Source organism: Tardiphaga sp. GW821-FHT12E02 (genome assembly GCF_058807155.1).
The window spans coordinates 5,674,345-5,689,494 of record NZ_JBXAQK010000001.1 but is presented as its reverse complement, the minus strand read 5'-3'; the positions used below and the strand labels follow the sequence as shown (position 1 = coordinate 5,689,494).

General features: G+C 56.8%; 15 protein-coding genes and 2 pseudogenes. 12 read left to right on the top strand and 5 right to left on the bottom strand.

The features are described 5' to 3' along the window. Position 1 precedes the first annotated feature (1 nt). The 5 genes from cofC to gabD are packed head-to-tail and all read left to right on the top strand — an operon-like array spanning position 2 to position 6,219. The gene (cofC, locus tag AC1RQ5_RS26720; protein WP_493203023.1) at positions 2-685 is read left to right on the top strand and encodes a 2-phospho-L-lactate guanylyltransferase; all 684 of its coding nucleotides are present in this window, start codon (positions 2-4) and stop codon (positions 683-685) included. Beyond that, a complete protein-coding gene (gene cofH, locus AC1RQ5_RS26715) occupies positions 676-3,120 on the top strand; it encodes a 5-amino-6-(D-ribitylamino)uracil--L-tyrosine 4-hydroxyphenyl transferase CofH (RefSeq protein WP_493203021.1) in 2,445 nt (814 codons plus the stop codon). Before cofC ends, cofH begins: the two co-directional genes overlap by 10 nt. Positions 3,121-3,133: 13 nt before the next feature. After that, on the top strand, positions 3,134-4,291 hold the full coding sequence (locus tag AC1RQ5_RS26710; RefSeq protein ID WP_493203020.1) for an iron-containing alcohol dehydrogenase: 1,158 nt from the start codon (positions 3,134-3,136) through the stop codon (positions 4,289-4,291). A 3-nt stretch (positions 4,292-4,294) separates the two neighbouring features. Continuing rightward, complete coding sequence (locus tag AC1RQ5_RS26705) at positions 4,295-4,756, top strand: acyl-CoA thioesterase (RefSeq protein ID WP_493203018.1); 462 nt, start codon at positions 4,295-4,297, stop codon at positions 4,754-4,756. Next, on the top strand, positions 4,753-6,219 hold the full coding sequence (gene gabD, locus AC1RQ5_RS26700) for an NADP-dependent succinate-semialdehyde dehydrogenase (RefSeq protein WP_493203016.1): 1,467 nt from the start codon (positions 4,753-4,755) through the stop codon (positions 6,217-6,219). Before AC1RQ5_RS26705 ends, gabD begins: the two co-directional genes overlap by 4 nt. Before the next feature lie 51 nt (positions 6,220-6,270). On the opposite strand, the gene AC1RQ5_RS26695 is transcribed toward gabD, so the two are convergent. After that, complete coding sequence (locus tag AC1RQ5_RS26695) at positions 6,271-6,789, bottom strand: hypothetical protein (RefSeq protein WP_493203014.1); 519 nt, start codon at positions 6,787-6,789, stop codon at positions 6,271-6,273. Between the two features lie 165 nt (positions 6,790-6,954). Continuing rightward, entirely contained in the window at positions 6,955-7,347 is a 393-nt protein-coding gene (locus AC1RQ5_RS26690) for a hypothetical protein (RefSeq protein WP_493203012.1), read from the bottom strand. Positions 7,348-7,435: 88 nt separating this feature from the next. Here AC1RQ5_RS26690 and AC1RQ5_RS26685 point away from each other — a divergent pair, with 88 nt between their 5' ends. The 4 genes and pseudogenes from AC1RQ5_RS26685 to AC1RQ5_RS26670 all read left to right on the top strand — a co-directional run. Further along, positions 7,436-8,992 (top strand): recombinase family protein, encoded by a 1,557-nt coding sequence (locus tag AC1RQ5_RS26685; protein ID WP_493203010.1) that lies wholly within the window; start codon positions 7,436-7,438, stop codon positions 8,990-8,992. Next, positions 8,989-9,861 (top strand): plasmid partitioning protein RepB C-terminal domain-containing protein, encoded by an 873-nt coding sequence (locus tag AC1RQ5_RS26680; protein ID WP_493203008.1) that lies wholly within the window; start codon positions 8,989-8,991, stop codon positions 9,859-9,861. The genes AC1RQ5_RS26685 and AC1RQ5_RS26680 overlap by 4 nt, the downstream gene beginning before the upstream one ends. 5 nt (positions 9,862-9,866) lie before the next feature. After that, positions 9,867-10,616, top strand: a complete 750-nt coding sequence (locus tag AC1RQ5_RS26675) for a ParB/RepB/Spo0J family partition protein (protein ID WP_493203006.1) — start codon at positions 9,867-9,869, stop codon at positions 10,614-10,616. Positions 10,617-11,374: 758 nt separating this feature from the next. Then, positions 11,375-11,626: pseudogene (locus AC1RQ5_RS26670) on the top strand (integrase core domain-containing protein); the annotation flags it as partial. Between the two features lie 502 nt (positions 11,627-12,128). Here the strand turns inward: AC1RQ5_RS26670 and AC1RQ5_RS26665 are convergent. Continuing rightward, positions 12,129-12,640: pseudogene (locus tag AC1RQ5_RS26665) on the bottom strand (helix-turn-helix domain-containing protein); the annotation flags it as partial. 214 nt (positions 12,641-12,854) lie between these two features. Between AC1RQ5_RS26665 and AC1RQ5_RS26660 the strand changes: the two are divergent. Next, positions 12,855-13,130, top strand: a complete 276-nt coding sequence (locus AC1RQ5_RS26660) for a hypothetical protein (protein WP_493203005.1) — start codon at positions 12,855-12,857, stop codon at positions 13,128-13,130. On the opposite strand, the gene AC1RQ5_RS26655 is transcribed toward AC1RQ5_RS26660, so the two are convergent. Together AC1RQ5_RS26655 and AC1RQ5_RS26650 are read right to left on the bottom strand one after the other, a co-directional pair. After that, positions 13,127-13,291 carry a hypothetical protein gene (locus AC1RQ5_RS26655; RefSeq protein ID WP_493203003.1) on the bottom strand — a complete coding sequence of 55 codons (165 nt, stop codon included), beginning with the start codon at positions 13,289-13,291 and terminating at the stop codon, positions 13,127-13,129. The genes AC1RQ5_RS26660 and AC1RQ5_RS26655 overlap by 4 nt on opposite strands. A gap of 25 nt (positions 13,292-13,316) precedes the next feature. Further along, positions 13,317-13,523, bottom strand: coding sequence for a hypothetical protein (locus tag AC1RQ5_RS26650; RefSeq protein ID WP_493203001.1), 207 nt, complete (start codon positions 13,521-13,523; stop codon positions 13,317-13,319). A gap of 304 nt (positions 13,524-13,827) precedes the next feature. On the opposite strand from AC1RQ5_RS26650, the gene AC1RQ5_RS26645 reads away from it, so the two are divergent. Beyond that, on the top strand, positions 13,828-14,412 hold the full coding sequence (locus AC1RQ5_RS26645; RefSeq protein WP_493202999.1) for a DUF1376 domain-containing protein: 585 nt from the start codon (positions 13,828-13,830) through the stop codon (positions 14,410-14,412). 382 nt (positions 14,413-14,794) lie between these two features. Continuing rightward, complete coding sequence (locus AC1RQ5_RS26640) at positions 14,795-15,013, top strand: hypothetical protein (protein ID WP_493202997.1); 219 nt, start codon at positions 14,795-14,797, stop codon at positions 15,011-15,013. Positions 15,014-15,150: the final 137 nt, after the last annotated feature.

The following is a 15,150-nucleotide window of genomic DNA, read 5'->3' as shown; positions in this document are numbered from 1 at the left end:
TATGGACATTATCGTCCCCATAAAAGCCTACTCCGAGGCCAAATCACGCCTGGCCACAGTCCTTGATGTGCGTGATCGCGCGCGTCTCGCTCGACTGCTGGCTGAGACGGTTCTTGGGCAGCTTGCGCAGGTGGCGACGGTTCGCCGCGTTCTGGTTGCAACGTCCGAGCCGTCGCTGAGGGAGTTGATAGCACGCCACGGATTTGAACATGTGTCGGATGGGCCAGCGACAGCGGGATTGAACACTGCAGTACAACGAGCGATTGACATCGCCGTTGCTACCGGGGCGTCGGATGTTGGCGTCGTTTTCTCGGATCTGCCACTCTTCTCCGCCTGTGAGTTCGACGACATCGTTCGCTCGCACCACCGCGGCGGCGCACGTCGCGTAACGTTGGTACCGGATCGCTTCGGCTGCGGAACGAATGTCCGGCTCTGTCGGCCTGGTGCTCTACTTCCGGCTCTTTATGGCCGAAACAGCGCGCTCGAATATCGGAAGACGGCGTCGGAACGCGATGCAGAGCTACGTATCGTGAGTTCCGTCCGACTGGGATTGGACGTGGACGAGCCTGCCGATATCGACGCCGCTCTCGACCTTGATCCGCTTCATCCGATCCCCCCCACGCTGAAGTCAATGTTGACTGTGGCGTCGAAAAAAGCCTGTGCGAGGCAACAACGATGCGCCTAGAAAAAATCGCCAAATCCGTCGCCGGGGGAGCGAAGCTCGACCTCGACCAGCTTTTCGCTCTCGCAGAAGAAAGCCTGGAGGACCTTTCGGAGGCTGCATCCTATGTGCGGGACAGTCATTTCGGCGAGTTTACGACCTATTCGCGCAAGATATTCATTCCGCTGACCGAGCTGTGCCGCGACGTATGTCACTACTGCACCTTCGCCAAGGCACCGCGGCATGTTCGTGCTCCCTATATGTCGATAGACGCCGTTCTTGAGCTGGCTCAACGAGGCAAGGCCGCAGGTTGTAACGAGGCGCTTTTCACACTCGGCGAGAGACCGGAACTCAGATATGAAGCCGCGCTGGAATGGCTAGCGCAGGCGGGATTCGGATCGACAATAGAATACCTCGCATATGTGGCGGGGCGGGTGCTCAAGGAAGTCGGACTACTTCCGCACATCAACGCGGGAACCATGACGCGCGAGGAACTTGCGTCCATGCGAAAGGTCTCTGCTTCGATGGGCATCATGCTCGAAACAGCGTCCAATCGCCTGACAGAGCGCGGGATGGTGCATCACGGATCTCCGGACAAGGTACCTGCGGTGCGCTTGAAGACCATCCGGACAGCGGGCGAGCTCGCTATCCCCATGACCAGCGGCATTCTCGTCGGTATCGGTGAAACCGTTCGCGAACGGATTGAGGCCCTGCTCGAATTGCGCGACCTCCATGCCGCCCACGGAAACCTGCAGGAAGTCATTGTCCAGAATTTTCGGGCCAAGCCCGGGACGAAGATGGCGAACCACCCCGAGACGAGCTCCGAGGAGTTTTGCCGCACCATCGCGCTTGCACGTCTGGCGTTGGGACCGGCCATGAGCATCCAGTCGCCACCCAACCTCAACTCGGGTCTGCTTCAGCGCCTAATCGCGGCAGGCATCAATGACTGGGGCGGTGTCTCGCCGGTTACCCCGGATCACGTGAATCCCGAAGCGCCGTGGCCACATATCGACGAACTCGCGAGACAGACCGCGGCCTCGGGCAAACGCCTGGTCCAGCGGTTGACCGTGTACCCCGAATATATAGCCGATGGAGATAAGTGGATCGATCGAGCGGTCGTACCTCATGTGATGAAGTTGAGCGACGCAGAATGGCTCGCGCGCGAGTGCGACTGGCAGGCCGGAAGCGGCACGCTTCCGATGCGCAAGGTCGAGACGACTTTGGCACCAGAGCTAGAGCTGAACACCAGCAAGAAGCTGAGATCAATCGTAGCACGTGGGCTTAAAGGCGAGCGATTGTCCGAGGGCGACATCGTGAGATTGTTTGCCGCGCGTGGCGAGGAGGCGGCCTTCGTTTGCCAGTCCGCGGACCAGCTACGGCGCGAGGTCAACGGGAATACGGTCTCCTACGTGGTCACCCGCAACATCAATTACACGAATGTCTGTACTTACGGTTGTAAGTTCTGTGCTTTCTCCAAGGGCAAGACCCATGAAGATTTGCGCGGGAAGCCCTACGATCTGACTCTCGAAGAGATCAAGCGTAGAACTCGCGAGGCATGGGATCGGGGAGCGACCGAAGTCTGCCTGCAGGGTGGTATCAATCCAGATTACACCGGACAGACCTATATCGATATCTGTTCGGCGGTTCGTGCAGCCAGTCCGAAAATGCACATCCACGCGTTCTCCCCCCTCGAGGTCATGCAGGGCGCCCGGACCCTCGGGATACCGCTTCGAGACTTCTTGCTTCGCCTCAAGGATGCTGGCCTGGGAAGCCTTCCAGGAACCGCAGCAGAGATACTGGACGATGAGGTCCGAGACATCCTGTGCCCGGACAAGTTGAGGACCGACGAGTGGCTGAATGTACTCGAAACCGCCCATTCCGTGGGTCTTCGCACGACCTCCACGATCATGTACGGGCACGTCGAGCGAACCGTGCACTGGGCCCGCCATCTTCTACGATTGCGTGATCTGCAGTCGCGGACTGGCGGCATAACCGAGTTCGTTCCGCTGCCCTTCGTTGCTCAGGAAGCGCCGATCTACCTCAAAGGAGCGGCGCGGCCAGGGCCGACGTTCCGCGAAGCTATCCTAATGCACGCCGTCGCGCGGATCGCATTGCATCCGCTCATCCCGAACATTCAGGCGTCGTGGGTTAAACTCGGGCCGGTCGGTGTCAAGATCGCTTTGGATGCTGGCGTGAACGATCTGGGCGGCACGCTGATGAACGAGTCGATCACGCGTGCGGCTGGGGCGATCCATGGCCAGGAAGCGCCTCCCGAGACCATCGAAAAATGGATCAACCAGGCGGGAAGGCAGGTGCGGCAACGCACGACCGTCTATGGCGATGCGCCGCCGCAGCAGCGGCTCGCTTCGTTCGGGGCGGCGGAATTGAACGCAATCGTCAATACTCCGTTCAAGAAAGCCGACAGATCAACAAAGAAGGACCGGGCGCAAAGCGCTTAGGGGATCATCTCGCATGAACGTTTTTCATTTCAGGGCGCCTACGATCGCATTTGCCGCCGGTTCCGCGGGGCGCATCCAGCAGCTTTTGGAAGGCTGTCTGGGCGGCAAAGTTCTTTTCGTCACAGACCCGGGATTGCGACAGATCGGATTGTGCGACACCGCCCTAGCATCCTTGAAAGATGGTGGATTCGAGGTCGCGATTTTCAGCGATGTGGAGCCCGATCCATCCCTAAAGACGCTGCTGAAGGCTGTGGACGCCGGCCGCGAAGCCGGCGTGACCGGTGTGATCGGCTTTGGTGGAGGCTCATCGCTCGACGTCGCGAAACTGGCGGCTCTGTTGCTCGGATCTGACGAAGAAATCGACGGGGCATGGGGCGTTGGTAACGCCAAGGGGCCCCGCCTGCCTTTGGCGCTGATACCGACCACCGCGGGGACCGGGTCCGAGGTGACGCCGGTCTCCATCATCACGGTAGGGGAGGACGAGAAGAGAGGCGTATCGTCGCCGCTTCTGCTTCCGGATTTAGCCATTCTCGACCCCGACCTCACGCTCGGCTTGCCGCCTGCTATCACGGCAGCGACAGGGGTGGACGCGATGGTCCATGCCATCGAGGCTTACACGTCCAGGAATGCCAACAACAATCCGATATCGCGCACGCTGGCGCGCGAAGCCTTGAGGCTGATAGGTGCCAATATTCGGACTGCCGTATTCGACGGGAAGAACCGCGATGCCCGCAGCGGGATGCTGTTGGGGTCGATGCTGGCCGGGCAGGCCTTCGCGAATTCGCCGGTCGCAGCGGTCCACGCTCTGGCCTACCCGGTGGGCGGGATCTTTCACGTTCCGCACGGATTATCGAATGCGCTCGTTCTGCCTCATGTTCTCAGGTTCAACGCACCGGAGGCCGCGTCTCTCTATGCGGACATCGCCGCGGACGCCTTCCCCGACATCGATCAGGATCAAGGCATCCAGGGCAAGTGCTTCGCGTTCATCGACGCTCTGGCCAATTTGTGTTCCGAGCTTGGCATGCAGACGAAGCTTCGCGAGGTCGGCGTTGAAGAAGGGCATCTGCAGCAGATGGCGAGGGACGCGATGAAGCAACAGCGCCTTCTGGTGAACAACCCGCGCGCAATGTCCGAAAGTGACGCTCTCGCCATTTATCGCGCGGCTTGGTGAGTTATGAGCGCTCGCCGGCCCGCTTCCCAAGCGTCCGATTACTCGGCTTGGCGTGCCGTGACCACGCGTTGGATGGACAACGACGTCTATGGTCACGTCAACAACGTCATCTACTATTCGTTTTTTGATACGGCGGTGAATGCCTGGCTGATCGAGCGTGGCGTGCTCGATCCGGCCGAAGGAGCAAGCATCGGTCTCGTTGTGGAGACGGGGTGCCGTTACTTCTCCGAGATATCGTTTCCGGATGTCGTCAGATGCGGCATCCGCGTTGCGAATATAGGAACGTCCTCGGTCCGCTACGAGGTCGGTTTGTTTCGAAACGACGAGGCGACGGCGGCAGCCGAGGGCTTCTTCGTTCATGTCTATGTCGATCGTCACACGCGCCGCCCGACGCCTATCACAGCCAGTTTCCGTGAGGTGCTTGAGACGATCAAGGTACCTGCACCGACGACACAGGGGAAATGACGACCATGTCAATCGCGTTGCGAGACAAGACTTTGCTACGGGATCGCTGCTTTATCGACGGCGATTGGGTTGCCGCCGACAGCGGTGGAACCTTGCGGGTCGATAATCCGGCGAATGGAGCCTTGGTTGGGACCGTGCCGAGTATGGGCGCGGCCGAGACACGGCGCGCCATCTCAAGCGCCGACGTGGCGCTGCCTGCGTGGCGCGCCAGGACAGCCAAAGAGCGTTCGGTAATCTTGCGCAGGTGGTTCGACTTGATCATGGCGAACCAGGAGGACCTCGCTGCCCTGATGACTGCCGAGCAAGGCAAGCCGCTCGCCGAGAGTCGAGGCGAGATCGCGTATGCCGCGAGTTTCGTCGAGTGGTTTGCGGAAGAAGGCAAGCGGGTCTATGGCGATACCATACCGCCATTTTCATCGGACAGACGCATCGTCGTGCTTAAGCAGCCCATCGGCGTATGCGCTGCGATAACACCGTGGAATTTTCCGGCAGCCATGATCACCAGAAAGGCTGGCCCGGCATTGGCGGCAGGCTGCACCATGGTCGTCAAGCCTGCGAGCCAGACGCCTCTGTCGGCCTTAGCGCTGGCGGCGTTGGCAGAACGTGCCGGTATTCCCAAGGGCGTGTTCTCGGTCGTCACCGGATCGGCCTCCGCGATCGGCGGTGAAATGACTTCGAACCCGGTGGTGCGGAAAGTAAGTTTCACGGGGTCGACCGAGATCGGAAAGAAGCTGATCGAACAGAGTGCTTCGACCGTCAAGCGCACCTCCATGGAGCTCGGAGGAAACGCACCCTTCATCGTCTTCGACGATGCGGATCTCGATGCCGCGGTCAAGGGGGCCATGGCGTCGAAGTACAGAAATGCCGGACAGACGTGTGTTTGCGTGAATCGGATCTTTGTGCAGGACCAGATTTACGACGCGTTCGTGCAGCGCCTTTCGCAGGCTGTCACAGACTTGAAAGTGGGAGACGGTTTCGACGATGACGTGACCATCGGTCCACTGATCAATCTGGCCGCCGTCGAGAAGGTGGAGGAACACATCTCCGACGCGTTGAAAAAGGGCGCCTTCCTCGCCGTCGGTGGAGAGCGCCACGCGCTCGGGCACTCGTTTTTCCAGCCGACCGTGCTGACGGGAGCCACACCCGATATGCTGATTTTCCGCGAGGAAACGTTCGGTCCCGTGGCGCCGGTGTTCCGCTTTAAGGCCGAGGAAGAGGCGATCCGGCTGGCCAATCAAACCGAATTCGGACTCGCAGCGTATTTCTACGGGCGCGATATCGGCCGTGTCTGGCGCGTCGCGGAAGCGCTCGAATATGGGATGATCGGGATCAACGAAGGGATCATATCGACCGAGGTCGCTCCATTCGGCGGCGTAAAAGAAAGCGGAAATGGTCGCGAAGGATCAAAGTATGGAATCGAGGACTATCTCGAGATAAAGTATCTGTGCATGGGTGGGGTGTGAGCGACGATCTACCGGTCGTCAGTATCTCTCGCCGCGATAAACGCGCCATGTTTAAGGTAGATGGTCAGACGGTGAGATGTTCTGGCCCGGGAACCGTTGTCGATCCGATCTCACACTTTTGGCAACGGCGATCATGAGAAATCGCACCGAGGGCCTTCCTTTAAGGTCGCCGTGCACGGATATCCAATACGCACGTCTTATTGAGATTTCATTTTTGAGGATCCGCTCCAGTCTCTTGTCGCGCTTGGCTATGAATGACGGCGGGATACCAAATACGTCGCCGCATGCGACGCTATTGGCTTGAGCCGTCACACTCCTGCTTCGCATCTTGAGTTTGAGTTGGATGTCCGACGTAAACAGCATAGAATTCAAATCCTCGGTGTAGAGGAGCTCCGGGATGGATCCCGTGAAGGCGTGGGATGGGAGATCTGTCAGGTGCGCCGGACGACCATTCTGTCGAAGTACGTTTGACTCCCATAAAGCCCAAGGTTGTAGTCGACAAGACATCCATGATGTGAGCTGCCCGGCTGTGGGCCTGTCCAGTGTGATCGCGATATCTACTTCGCGCACTGCGAGTCAATAACGGCGAGGCAGCGCTGCAAATTCGACCTCAATCTTGTTGTGCGCTGCCCTGAAGCCCGGCCGCCGCCTCAGGACGTGCGCGCATGAAGACGTCGTGCTAATTTTTGCGCTAAGGTCTTTCGCGGCATTACCCACGATCTTTGCAATTTAGCCTCACTGCATGACCTTGGGCTGCAAGTCTTCAATTAGCTTTAGCATCTTGAGAAGTACTTCTTTCGTGTCTCCAAATTTTTTGGCGAGCACTAGATCGCGGTGTCCGGACATCAGCAATACGGCCTCCAGAACTTCATCAGAACTCCGCACGAGATCGACAAGGTGCTCCCCTGTCGGTCCATTCTTGGCCGCAAACCAGTTCTTTACAGCTCGCTCGTTTGCTCTTGTTAGCGCGACAACTGTCTTTACTGAAGCGTGTGTCTCTCCAAATTGACGTCTCAGAGCTTGAGCGATGACCTCTGCGAATCTCTCATTTCGCAGGTCGGCGCCGGGAGGGAGACATCCGTTTCCCGATGATGACTGAAATTTTCGGTCTGTTTTCGGAGGCGACATTCCATGTCTCCTTTCGCTACCCTGTCGGTGTTTGGAGAGTTGATCGAAAATTGGGTAGTTCCGTGGCTAAGTGACCTGGTAGCTCGCAATGATTGCCGTGGCACAAACTGCAGGATCAAATGCTCTCGTTCGAGTGGCGCAATACGTGCGTATGTCTACTGAGCACCAAAGGTACTCAACCGAAAATCAAATATCTATGATAGCGGCTTATGCCGCCCGCCGCGGTTTCACAGTGGTTCAAACTTATGCCGACGAAGGAAAAAGCGGCCTTAAGTTGGAGGGGCGAGATGCTCTAAAGCGTCTCATCGAGGATGTGCGCAGTCGCCGGGCCAATTATTCTGCGATTCTCGTTTATGACGTCAGTCGTTGGGGGCGATTCCAAGACGCCGACGAGAGTGCCTACTACGAATATATCTGCAAAGAAGCGGGCATCATTGTTGCCTACTGTGCTGAGCAATTCGACAACGATGGCAGTTTGGCTTCTACGATAATAAAGAGCATGAAGAGGGTTATGGCCGGTGAGTATAGTCGCGATCTATCTGTGAAGGTCTTCCGAGGGCAATGCCATCTCGTAGGTTTAGGATTTCGGCAAGGCGGCTCACCTGGGTATGGCTTGCGACGACAACTCATTGACGAACGAGGAAATTTCAAATCCCTGCTGAGGCCCGGTGAGTATAAGAGCCTCCAAACTGACCGCGTTATACTGAAGCCAGGTCCTGTCAACGAAGTGGAGGTCGTGCGCAGGATATTTCGCCTCTTCGTCCTCCAACTAATGAGCGAAATTGAGATTGCTGCCTCGTTGAATAGCGAAGGCCTATACAACGAGTTCGGACGAACTTGGACACGAGGAGCAGTCCACCAAGTTCTCACCAACGAGAAATACATCGGTAATAATGTCTACAATCGGGTTTCTTTCAAGTTGAAGCAGAGGCGCATCACAAATCCTCCGGATATGTGGGTGCGACGTGATAATGCGTTTGAGGCGGTGGTCGAAACAGATTTCTTCGCGGCCGCAAGACGCATCATCGATAAACGAAATAGGCGCTTCAGTGATGGAGAGATGTTGGATCGGCTTTCATCCTTGCTAAACAGCACGGGCTATTTTTCAGGTCTTACGATCGACGAGCGAGACGACATGCCATCGAGCGCCGCTTATCGAACTCGATTTGGCAGCCTCTTAAGAGCCTATGAGCTTGTCGGATATCATCCTGAACGCGACTATCGGTACGTGGAAACTAACCGTGCGTTGCGTTCGATGTATCCGGAAGTGGTTTCACAAACCATTGAGAGCATCCAAGAGGCGGGCGGACAGGTCGCTATGAATCCTCTGACTGATCTTCTTACCATAAATGACGAATTTACGGCGTCGATTATAATCGCTCGGAGCTTCAAGACCCAGTCTGGTCTTCTCCGCTGGAAACTTCGCTTCGACGCCAGTCTGCGCCCTGACATTACGGTTGCTCTCCGCATGGCCGGAGACAATGCGTCTGTGCTCGATTACTATCTGCTTCCACGCATTGACGTGATTTGTAACCAAATCCGCCTGGCTGAGGACAATGGCGTCTATCTGGATTCATATCGTTTTGAAGATTGGGACACCCTTCTCCATCTTAGTTCACGCGAGAACCTGAGGGCTGCCGCATGACCGAAGCCAAGCCAAAGATCCGTATGATTGCTATCAGTTCGATTGCCGTCCTGAATCCGCGCGCTCGCAATAAACGGGTCTTTAATGAGCTCGTGACGAGCATTTCTCATCTAGGACTAAAGAAACCGATCACGGTGAGTCAAAGAAAAGAAGGTGCAACATTTGATCTGGTTTGTGGGCAAGGGCGTCTTGAAGCATTCATAGCACTTGGCCAGCAGGAAATCCCTGCGGTTGTCATCGATGCTTTGCCGGAAGATTGCTACGTGATGAGTTTGGTCGAGAACTTAGCACGCCGGCATCATTCATCGCTTGAATTGGTGGGGGAGATTGGGGAGCTCAAAAAACGCGGTTATTCCACTGGTCAGATAGCCGCCAAGATCGATTTTAGCCCCGAGTATGTCTACGCCATCTGTTATCTGCTTGAGCATGGGGAGGAACGTCTGTTAGCGGCTGTCGAGCGAGGCATCATTCCTCATTCCATAGCGATGGAAATTTCGAGAGCGAAGGATGCAGATGTCCAAAAGGCCCTAGCGGAAGCTTACGAGTCTGGATCACTGCCCGGAAATCAGATTGTTGCTATTCGGCGAATTGTTGAGCAGCGTAATCTAACTGGAAAAAACGTGCATTCAGTCGGGCGACGGCCACAACCGAAGAAGAACGTGACTTCTGTAGCTTTAATCAGAGCTTATCGAAAGGAAGCAGATCGTCAAAAACTGATTGTGAAGAAGGCGACCTTGGCACAAGAGCGGTTGCTATTCGTTGTAAATGCACTCCGGAGCCTTCTGAACGACGTTGCATTTGTGAACCTTCTGCGTGCTGAGAACCTCCAGACCCTTCCTCGCCCACTAGCCGAACGTCTTGCATCGTAGGGAGCATGAAAATGGAGCGATCGGAAGTTCGTATAGCGTTCGAACAAGACATTGTCGTTCTGTCCTTAGACAAGTTACTGCCGCACAAACAGATTTCGGAAGCCTTCAAGGTCTCGTCACGGTACAAGCGGATTGCTCAATCCGTTACTGAGATCGGCGTCATTGAGCCGCTGGTTGTGGCTCGGGAGCCTTACGACGACGGCACGCATCTCCTTCTCGACGGACATGCGCGACGAGCGATCTTACTTGAATTGGGCCAAATGTCGGCTCGCTGTATTCTTGCTTTGGATGACGAGGCGTTTACCTACAACAAGCGGATAAACCATCTTGCTACGGTGCAAGAACATTTCATGATCGTGCGTGCTCTTGAAAAGGGAGTCCCTGAGGAGAAGCTTGCAAGGGCCCTCGATGTAAATATTGGTCACATCAAACGGCGTCGCACGTTGTTGAACGGAGTTTGTCCTGAGGTTGTAGAGATGCTTAAGGATAAGGTGGTCAACCCTGTAGCCGTGTTCGTTACGGTTGGCGCCAAACCAAATACTGGGCGGCTTGCCGATATGGTTGAACTCGACAGCAAAGGGTTCGTACTCACCGGTACCGGAGCAGGATCAGCTGCTGATTCGCCTTATGCAACATCGCGTCGTGATATATTCGCCGTCGGCGACGTTCGTGCAGGTTCAATTAAGAGGGTTGCATCATCCGTGGGGGAGGGCTCGGTTGTGATTTCGAAAGTTTGGGACTTTCTGCGGAGCTAACGAACCCCTTCGCGGCAAAAGAACTTAGGCGGCTTTCACAGCTGTCGTTGGCCGAAGATGTGTCGGATTTCCGATGCTGTGCTCGGCGATCCAAAAGGCCGCTACGAACGACCTAGGTTGCCTATCTCGATCTCGTGCTGCAAGGCTTCGATGGTCCGGCAGTGGTGTGCCTCGTCTTGCGCGCCGGCCGTTGCGCTCTTCCTCCAAGAGTATCTGGAGCATCCTAGTCTTGCTCCGCAGTACGGCAAGTCCTGCGTCGTTGACCGGGTTGGATACTGAGTCCCGCCGCTCAGTCTCAGGCCAGGCATCCCCTACTGCGGGCGCCCTATTCCCGGTTGCGATGTTCAATGTTTTTTGCGGGAGCCAGATCGCTGTTCATAACCGAGCGTTGCGCCCGGATAGCTCCGGCCGTTACCTAGCGGCGCCTTCTGCTGCGGCAAGCGCTTCGAGCGTAGCCTTTCGTTCGCCACAGGGAAGCGTTGCGCGTTGAGGCTCTGGCCAGCAGGCGTTCTGGAAGACGCAGGCTTTGCAACAAAAGAAATTCTCAAAGCCACTCACATAGCACCAGTCCGTCCGGCGGTCGTGCACCGGCCGATGTGCACAATGCTGTGCAGAGCCCGAAGTAAAATAGGCCTTTGGGGTAATGCTCGACGATAGGACAGGAGCGGTGCCGTGCGCATGCCCATCGGCCGAACAGGCGATCCAATCATGTCCGATGCACGAGAGGAAGGACGGTTTGTCGGTCAGGAAGTGAGGTGAAGACGCTCTACATCGAGCCTGGCAGCCCGTGGGAGAACGGCTACTGCGAGTCCTGCAACGAAGAGCTGCGTGACGAGTGCCTGAATGGCGAAATCTTCTACAGCCTGAAGGAAGCGAGGGTCGTCATCGAGCAATGGCGCAAGCACTACAATAGGGCTCGGCCGCACTCATCGCAGAACTATCGACCTCCTGCGCCACTGGCATCGGCACCCGATGCCCACCATCTAGATCGGAACGTCGTGATGCAGTAGTCTCTATCCCGCTGGTCCAAAATATCCATCAGGTCAAGTCTCACAAGCAAGTGGCAAACAGCTCATCGGTTTGCATATCGGTGTTAGTTAGTTTGCGTATGGTCCGCTTGGTGTTCAGCAATCTTGCGCGGCGAGGTACTCTGGCCCTTGCGCTGCGGTTTCGGTTTTTTCAGGTGCTTCGGTGGGCTACCAGCAGCTTCGTTTTTGATGGGGATACGCGCGACAAAAGATGGGGCCTGTGTCACGCCGCTGAGCCGTGTTTTCAGGTGACTGCGCGCGATCAAATTGGCGCGTCTCTCGCACCACGACGGCGTGCCACCAGCCGCCGTCCGGCTCGAGCGGACCCTCGATCGTAAACAGGCAGCTCCAGTGATAGCCCCCGTCCGACTTGATGAATACGCCTTTGGGCTTGCTGGTGCCGTCGATGGCTGCCGGGTTCGGCGTCCAGTCGTCGCACATCGCCGAATTTCCATCGACGTCCGTGATGGTGTACTCCAGTGGAATACCAGCCCCAGCCAGTGATCTTGAGGTAGGTGAAGTCGCAAAGCTGGTTGATCGCCGTGGTCTTGTCCTTGAACTCATTAGCCGCCTTGATCACCACATAGGCGGGGCTGGTGATCAGGTCGTGCGCCTTCAGCAGCCGATAGACCGAAGCCTCGGAGACAAAGTATTTTCTCTCGTCGGTGAAGCGCACCGCCAGCTCTCGCGGCGACAACTCGGGGTGTTCCAGTGCCAGATCGACGATCTGACCGCGGACATCGTCCGGGATGCGATTCCAGACCCGGTCCGGCTTGGAGCGGTGATCGGCCAGCGCCTCGATGCCACCCTCGCGATAGCGATCGTACCATCTATAAAAGGTGGCTCGCGGGACGCCGAGCTTTTCCAACGTGCGCCTGGCAGGCAGATGCGATTGCTCGACCAGCGCGATTATTTCGGATTTCTCGGATGCTGGATACCTCATGCCTCGTCCTCCCCAGCCCCGTTCATGCTTTTTTTGAGCAGGCGGTTCTCCAATGCGCGCACGTGTAGTGGCAGCGGAACATGCGTTCCTCCGTTCAAAAGGTTGGAGATGTCGTTTGAAGTAGGAGGATGATGCGGGATTAAATCGTATACCGCACCCTATTTTAGAAGGCGTCTAACGGCACTGCGGTGCATCGACGAATTCATTAACGGCTCAGGAACTCAACCTCTGTAACTGGATTGAGCAGAAAAATGAGGGAGGGTTGCCATGTCGATTGAAGAAGTAGCTGTCGAACTACCAGCCGCCGACGCGCCTCCGCTCGTGACGGAATCGTTCGGCAATCGGACTGTGTTCGAGATGGAGTTGGCGTTGCAGAAAGCCTGCCAGATCCTGCCGCCGGAATACGATAGCCACGAAAACCGATGCTTCATTGCCCGCAGCATCCTCGCGCGAGTGGGCGGCGGTGAGCGGACGTTTGCAGGGATGGTGTCCGCCGGGATGGCTGCCGTTGAGGCGCTGCGGTGCCGGCACGAAAGCGTCTAGTTTTCCGGCTCGATCACGGTCAGTTTCGGCGGCGCGGACTTTCGTCTGATGCGCTTTGTGATGTCGATGACGTTCGAGGGCTTTTCCTCGACCTTGCCGAGAAGAGCCTCAATCAGACGCACCGCGTCCCTGTCTGATGGATCGTCCTTCTTCCACCACATGGCAGCTCCCCTTCGCTGCCGGAAGCTACTTTTTCTCGACAAACGACGAGTTAATTCCAGGGAAATTATCTTGCTGAAGATCGGGGCGCTTTAGGACCGGGCGCACGGTCGAGCGATGATAGCGCTCTGCCAATGCCACTATCTCTCTGCGCCGGTCGGGCTCGCTGATCTGGAGAAAGGCTGTAACCAGCCGCAAGGCTTCGTCATCAGACGACCGTCCAAAGTTCCACATGTCCCACCCCTGCGCCCTGTAATGGCTCTTTTTGGCCAGCCGAGATGCGCGCACGGTATCCCCGCGCGGAATGTTCGCAAGTGGAATTGCGTGTTCCACGCATATCGGTTTGTGACAAATCAGCATCTGCTTGTGGCAAACAATCCTGATTGACCGATAACCCCGCGTGACTCACCTTGGCTGGGACGGCTAGGGCGTGCGAACGCAATAGCCTGAAAGCGAGCTTTGCCTCACGGTCTTCCCTCGTTGCCGTCGTCCATTCGAGAAACCCGTGGGTGGACAAACAAAAAGGAAAGCTCGTTATGTGGCAGAGTATCCCGCCATCCCTCTCTATACCGACGCGTATCTAGCCGATACGCGACATCTCTCCGCCGCACAGCACGGCGCCTATCTGCTCTTGCTGATGATGGCATGGCGCCAGCCTGATTGCGCCCTCCCGGATAATGACGAGACACTGAGCCGATGGGCTTCGATGGATCTCCGTACCTGGCTGCGCAACCGTGACGTCGTTCTGGCCTTCTGGAAGATGATGCCGGACGGCAAATGGCAACAGCCAAAGCTCTCCGACGAACGCCATCATGCTGAAGATAGGCGAGTGAAGAATGCGCACGCTGGCAGGTCTAGTGCGTTGAAAAGGCAAGGAAGGCACTCAACGGATGTTCAACCAGACGCCAACCAGAATCCAACTAACCCAACCCCAACCCCTAACACAGATACTGAAGTATCTGTAAGCGAGAATGTAAAACCAACGAAAGTCTCCCGTCGTGGATCAACATCTGCAATCCGTCTTGAAGAGTTTCTGTCAAACAGCGGAGGTGTCTCGGCAGGCTCGGGCTTCCCTCCCGCTGAATGGGGACGATGGGCAAACGAGCATTGGATGGGGCGCTAATCGGGTCAGCAACGAATGGGCAGACTTCTCCGACTACTGGGCAAGCGGCAACGCCGTCCATGGCGGTCGCAAAGCAGACTGGTTCGCAACCTGGCGCTCTCACTGCCGTCGCGCCGCGAACCGCCCTGGAAGCCGAGGCAATGGCTCTGGCACTGGTGGGGCACTTGTTGCCGCCGCGCGTGCAAGCTTTCTTAGCCGCAACGGAGCAACACAATCTGGTGGCACAATCAGTGGGGGCAAGCGCCAGCGATGCCGACACTGACGGTGGAGGAGAAGGAGGTCGTCTGCCGGTCGGTGCAATCCCTTTCTGAGATCCTGCGCCCCGCTCGCGACCGTGGGCCTGAGCTTGAGGTCGTGATCGCAAAACTCTTCGCTGGGTTCAATGTTCACCGGCGATGAAGGAAAATTGAAAGCGCAGATTGCGGTCAGGTGTGAAGAACTGGAGGAGTTTCCGCTGTATGCCGTCCGGAAAGCGGCCAAATCGGCAGTACGAGCGGAGACAAAGATGCCTAGCCTGGCCGCCTTCATCGCTCAACTACTATACGGAATCGGCGCCAACACCATTCAACGTGAGCGGTTGCTGAGAAGGCTGGTCGCATGAAAGAGGTCAACGTGAACGAGCAGTTCAAGCAACTTGAGCTGTTTTTCGAAGAGTGCCGCCAAAAGCGTCGGGAGCAGGGACTGTGTTCCGACCGGTGCCAATAACAGAGCGCAAAAAGGAGGTTGTGGAGTTGGTGC

Bases quoted from the DNA above. Each gene is read 5' to 3' on its own strand.
- AC1RQ5_RS26640 (WP_493202997.1), top strand. From the start codon at position 14,795: ATGTTCACCGGCGATGAAGGAAAATTGAAAGCGCAGATTGCGGTCAGG.
- AC1RQ5_RS26690 (WP_493203012.1), bottom strand. From the start codon at position 7,347: ATGTCGCCTCCGAAAACAGACCGAAAATTTCAGTCATCATCGGGAAAC.
- AC1RQ5_RS26660 (WP_493203005.1), top strand. From the start codon at position 12,855: ATGTCGATTGAAGAAGTAGCTGTCGAACTACCAGCCGCCGACGCGCCT.
- AC1RQ5_RS26680 (WP_493203008.1), top strand. From the start codon at position 8,989: ATGACCGAAGCCAAGCCAAAGATCCGTATGATTGCTATCAGTTCGATT.
- gabD (WP_493203016.1), top strand. From the start codon at position 4,753: ATGACGACCATGTCAATCGCGTTGCGAGACAAGACTTTGCTACGGGAT.
- AC1RQ5_RS26675 (WP_493203006.1), top strand. From the start codon at position 9,867: ATGAAAATGGAGCGATCGGAAGTTCGTATAGCGTTCGAACAAGACATT.
- AC1RQ5_RS26710 (WP_493203020.1), top strand. From the start codon at position 3,134: ATGAACGTTTTTCATTTCAGGGCGCCTACGATCGCATTTGCCGCCGGT.
- cofH (WP_493203021.1), top strand. From the start codon at position 676: ATGCGCCTAGAAAAAATCGCCAAATCCGTCGCCGGGGGAGCGAAGCTC.
- AC1RQ5_RS26685 (WP_493203010.1), top strand. From the start codon at position 7,436: ATGATTGCCGTGGCACAAACTGCAGGATCAAATGCTCTCGTTCGAGTG.
- AC1RQ5_RS26705 (WP_493203018.1), top strand. From the start codon at position 4,295: ATGAGCGCTCGCCGGCCCGCTTCCCAAGCGTCCGATTACTCGGCTTGG.
- AC1RQ5_RS26650 (WP_493203001.1), bottom strand. From the start codon at position 13,523: ATGTGGAACTTTGGACGGTCGTCTGATGACGAAGCCTTGCGGCTGGTT.
- cofC (WP_493203023.1), top strand. From the start codon at position 2: ATGGACATTATCGTCCCCATAAAAGCCTACTCCGAGGCCAAATCACGC.
- AC1RQ5_RS26655 (WP_493203003.1), bottom strand. From the start codon at position 13,291: ATGTGGTGGAAGAAGGACGATCCATCAGACAGGGACGCGGTGCGTCTG.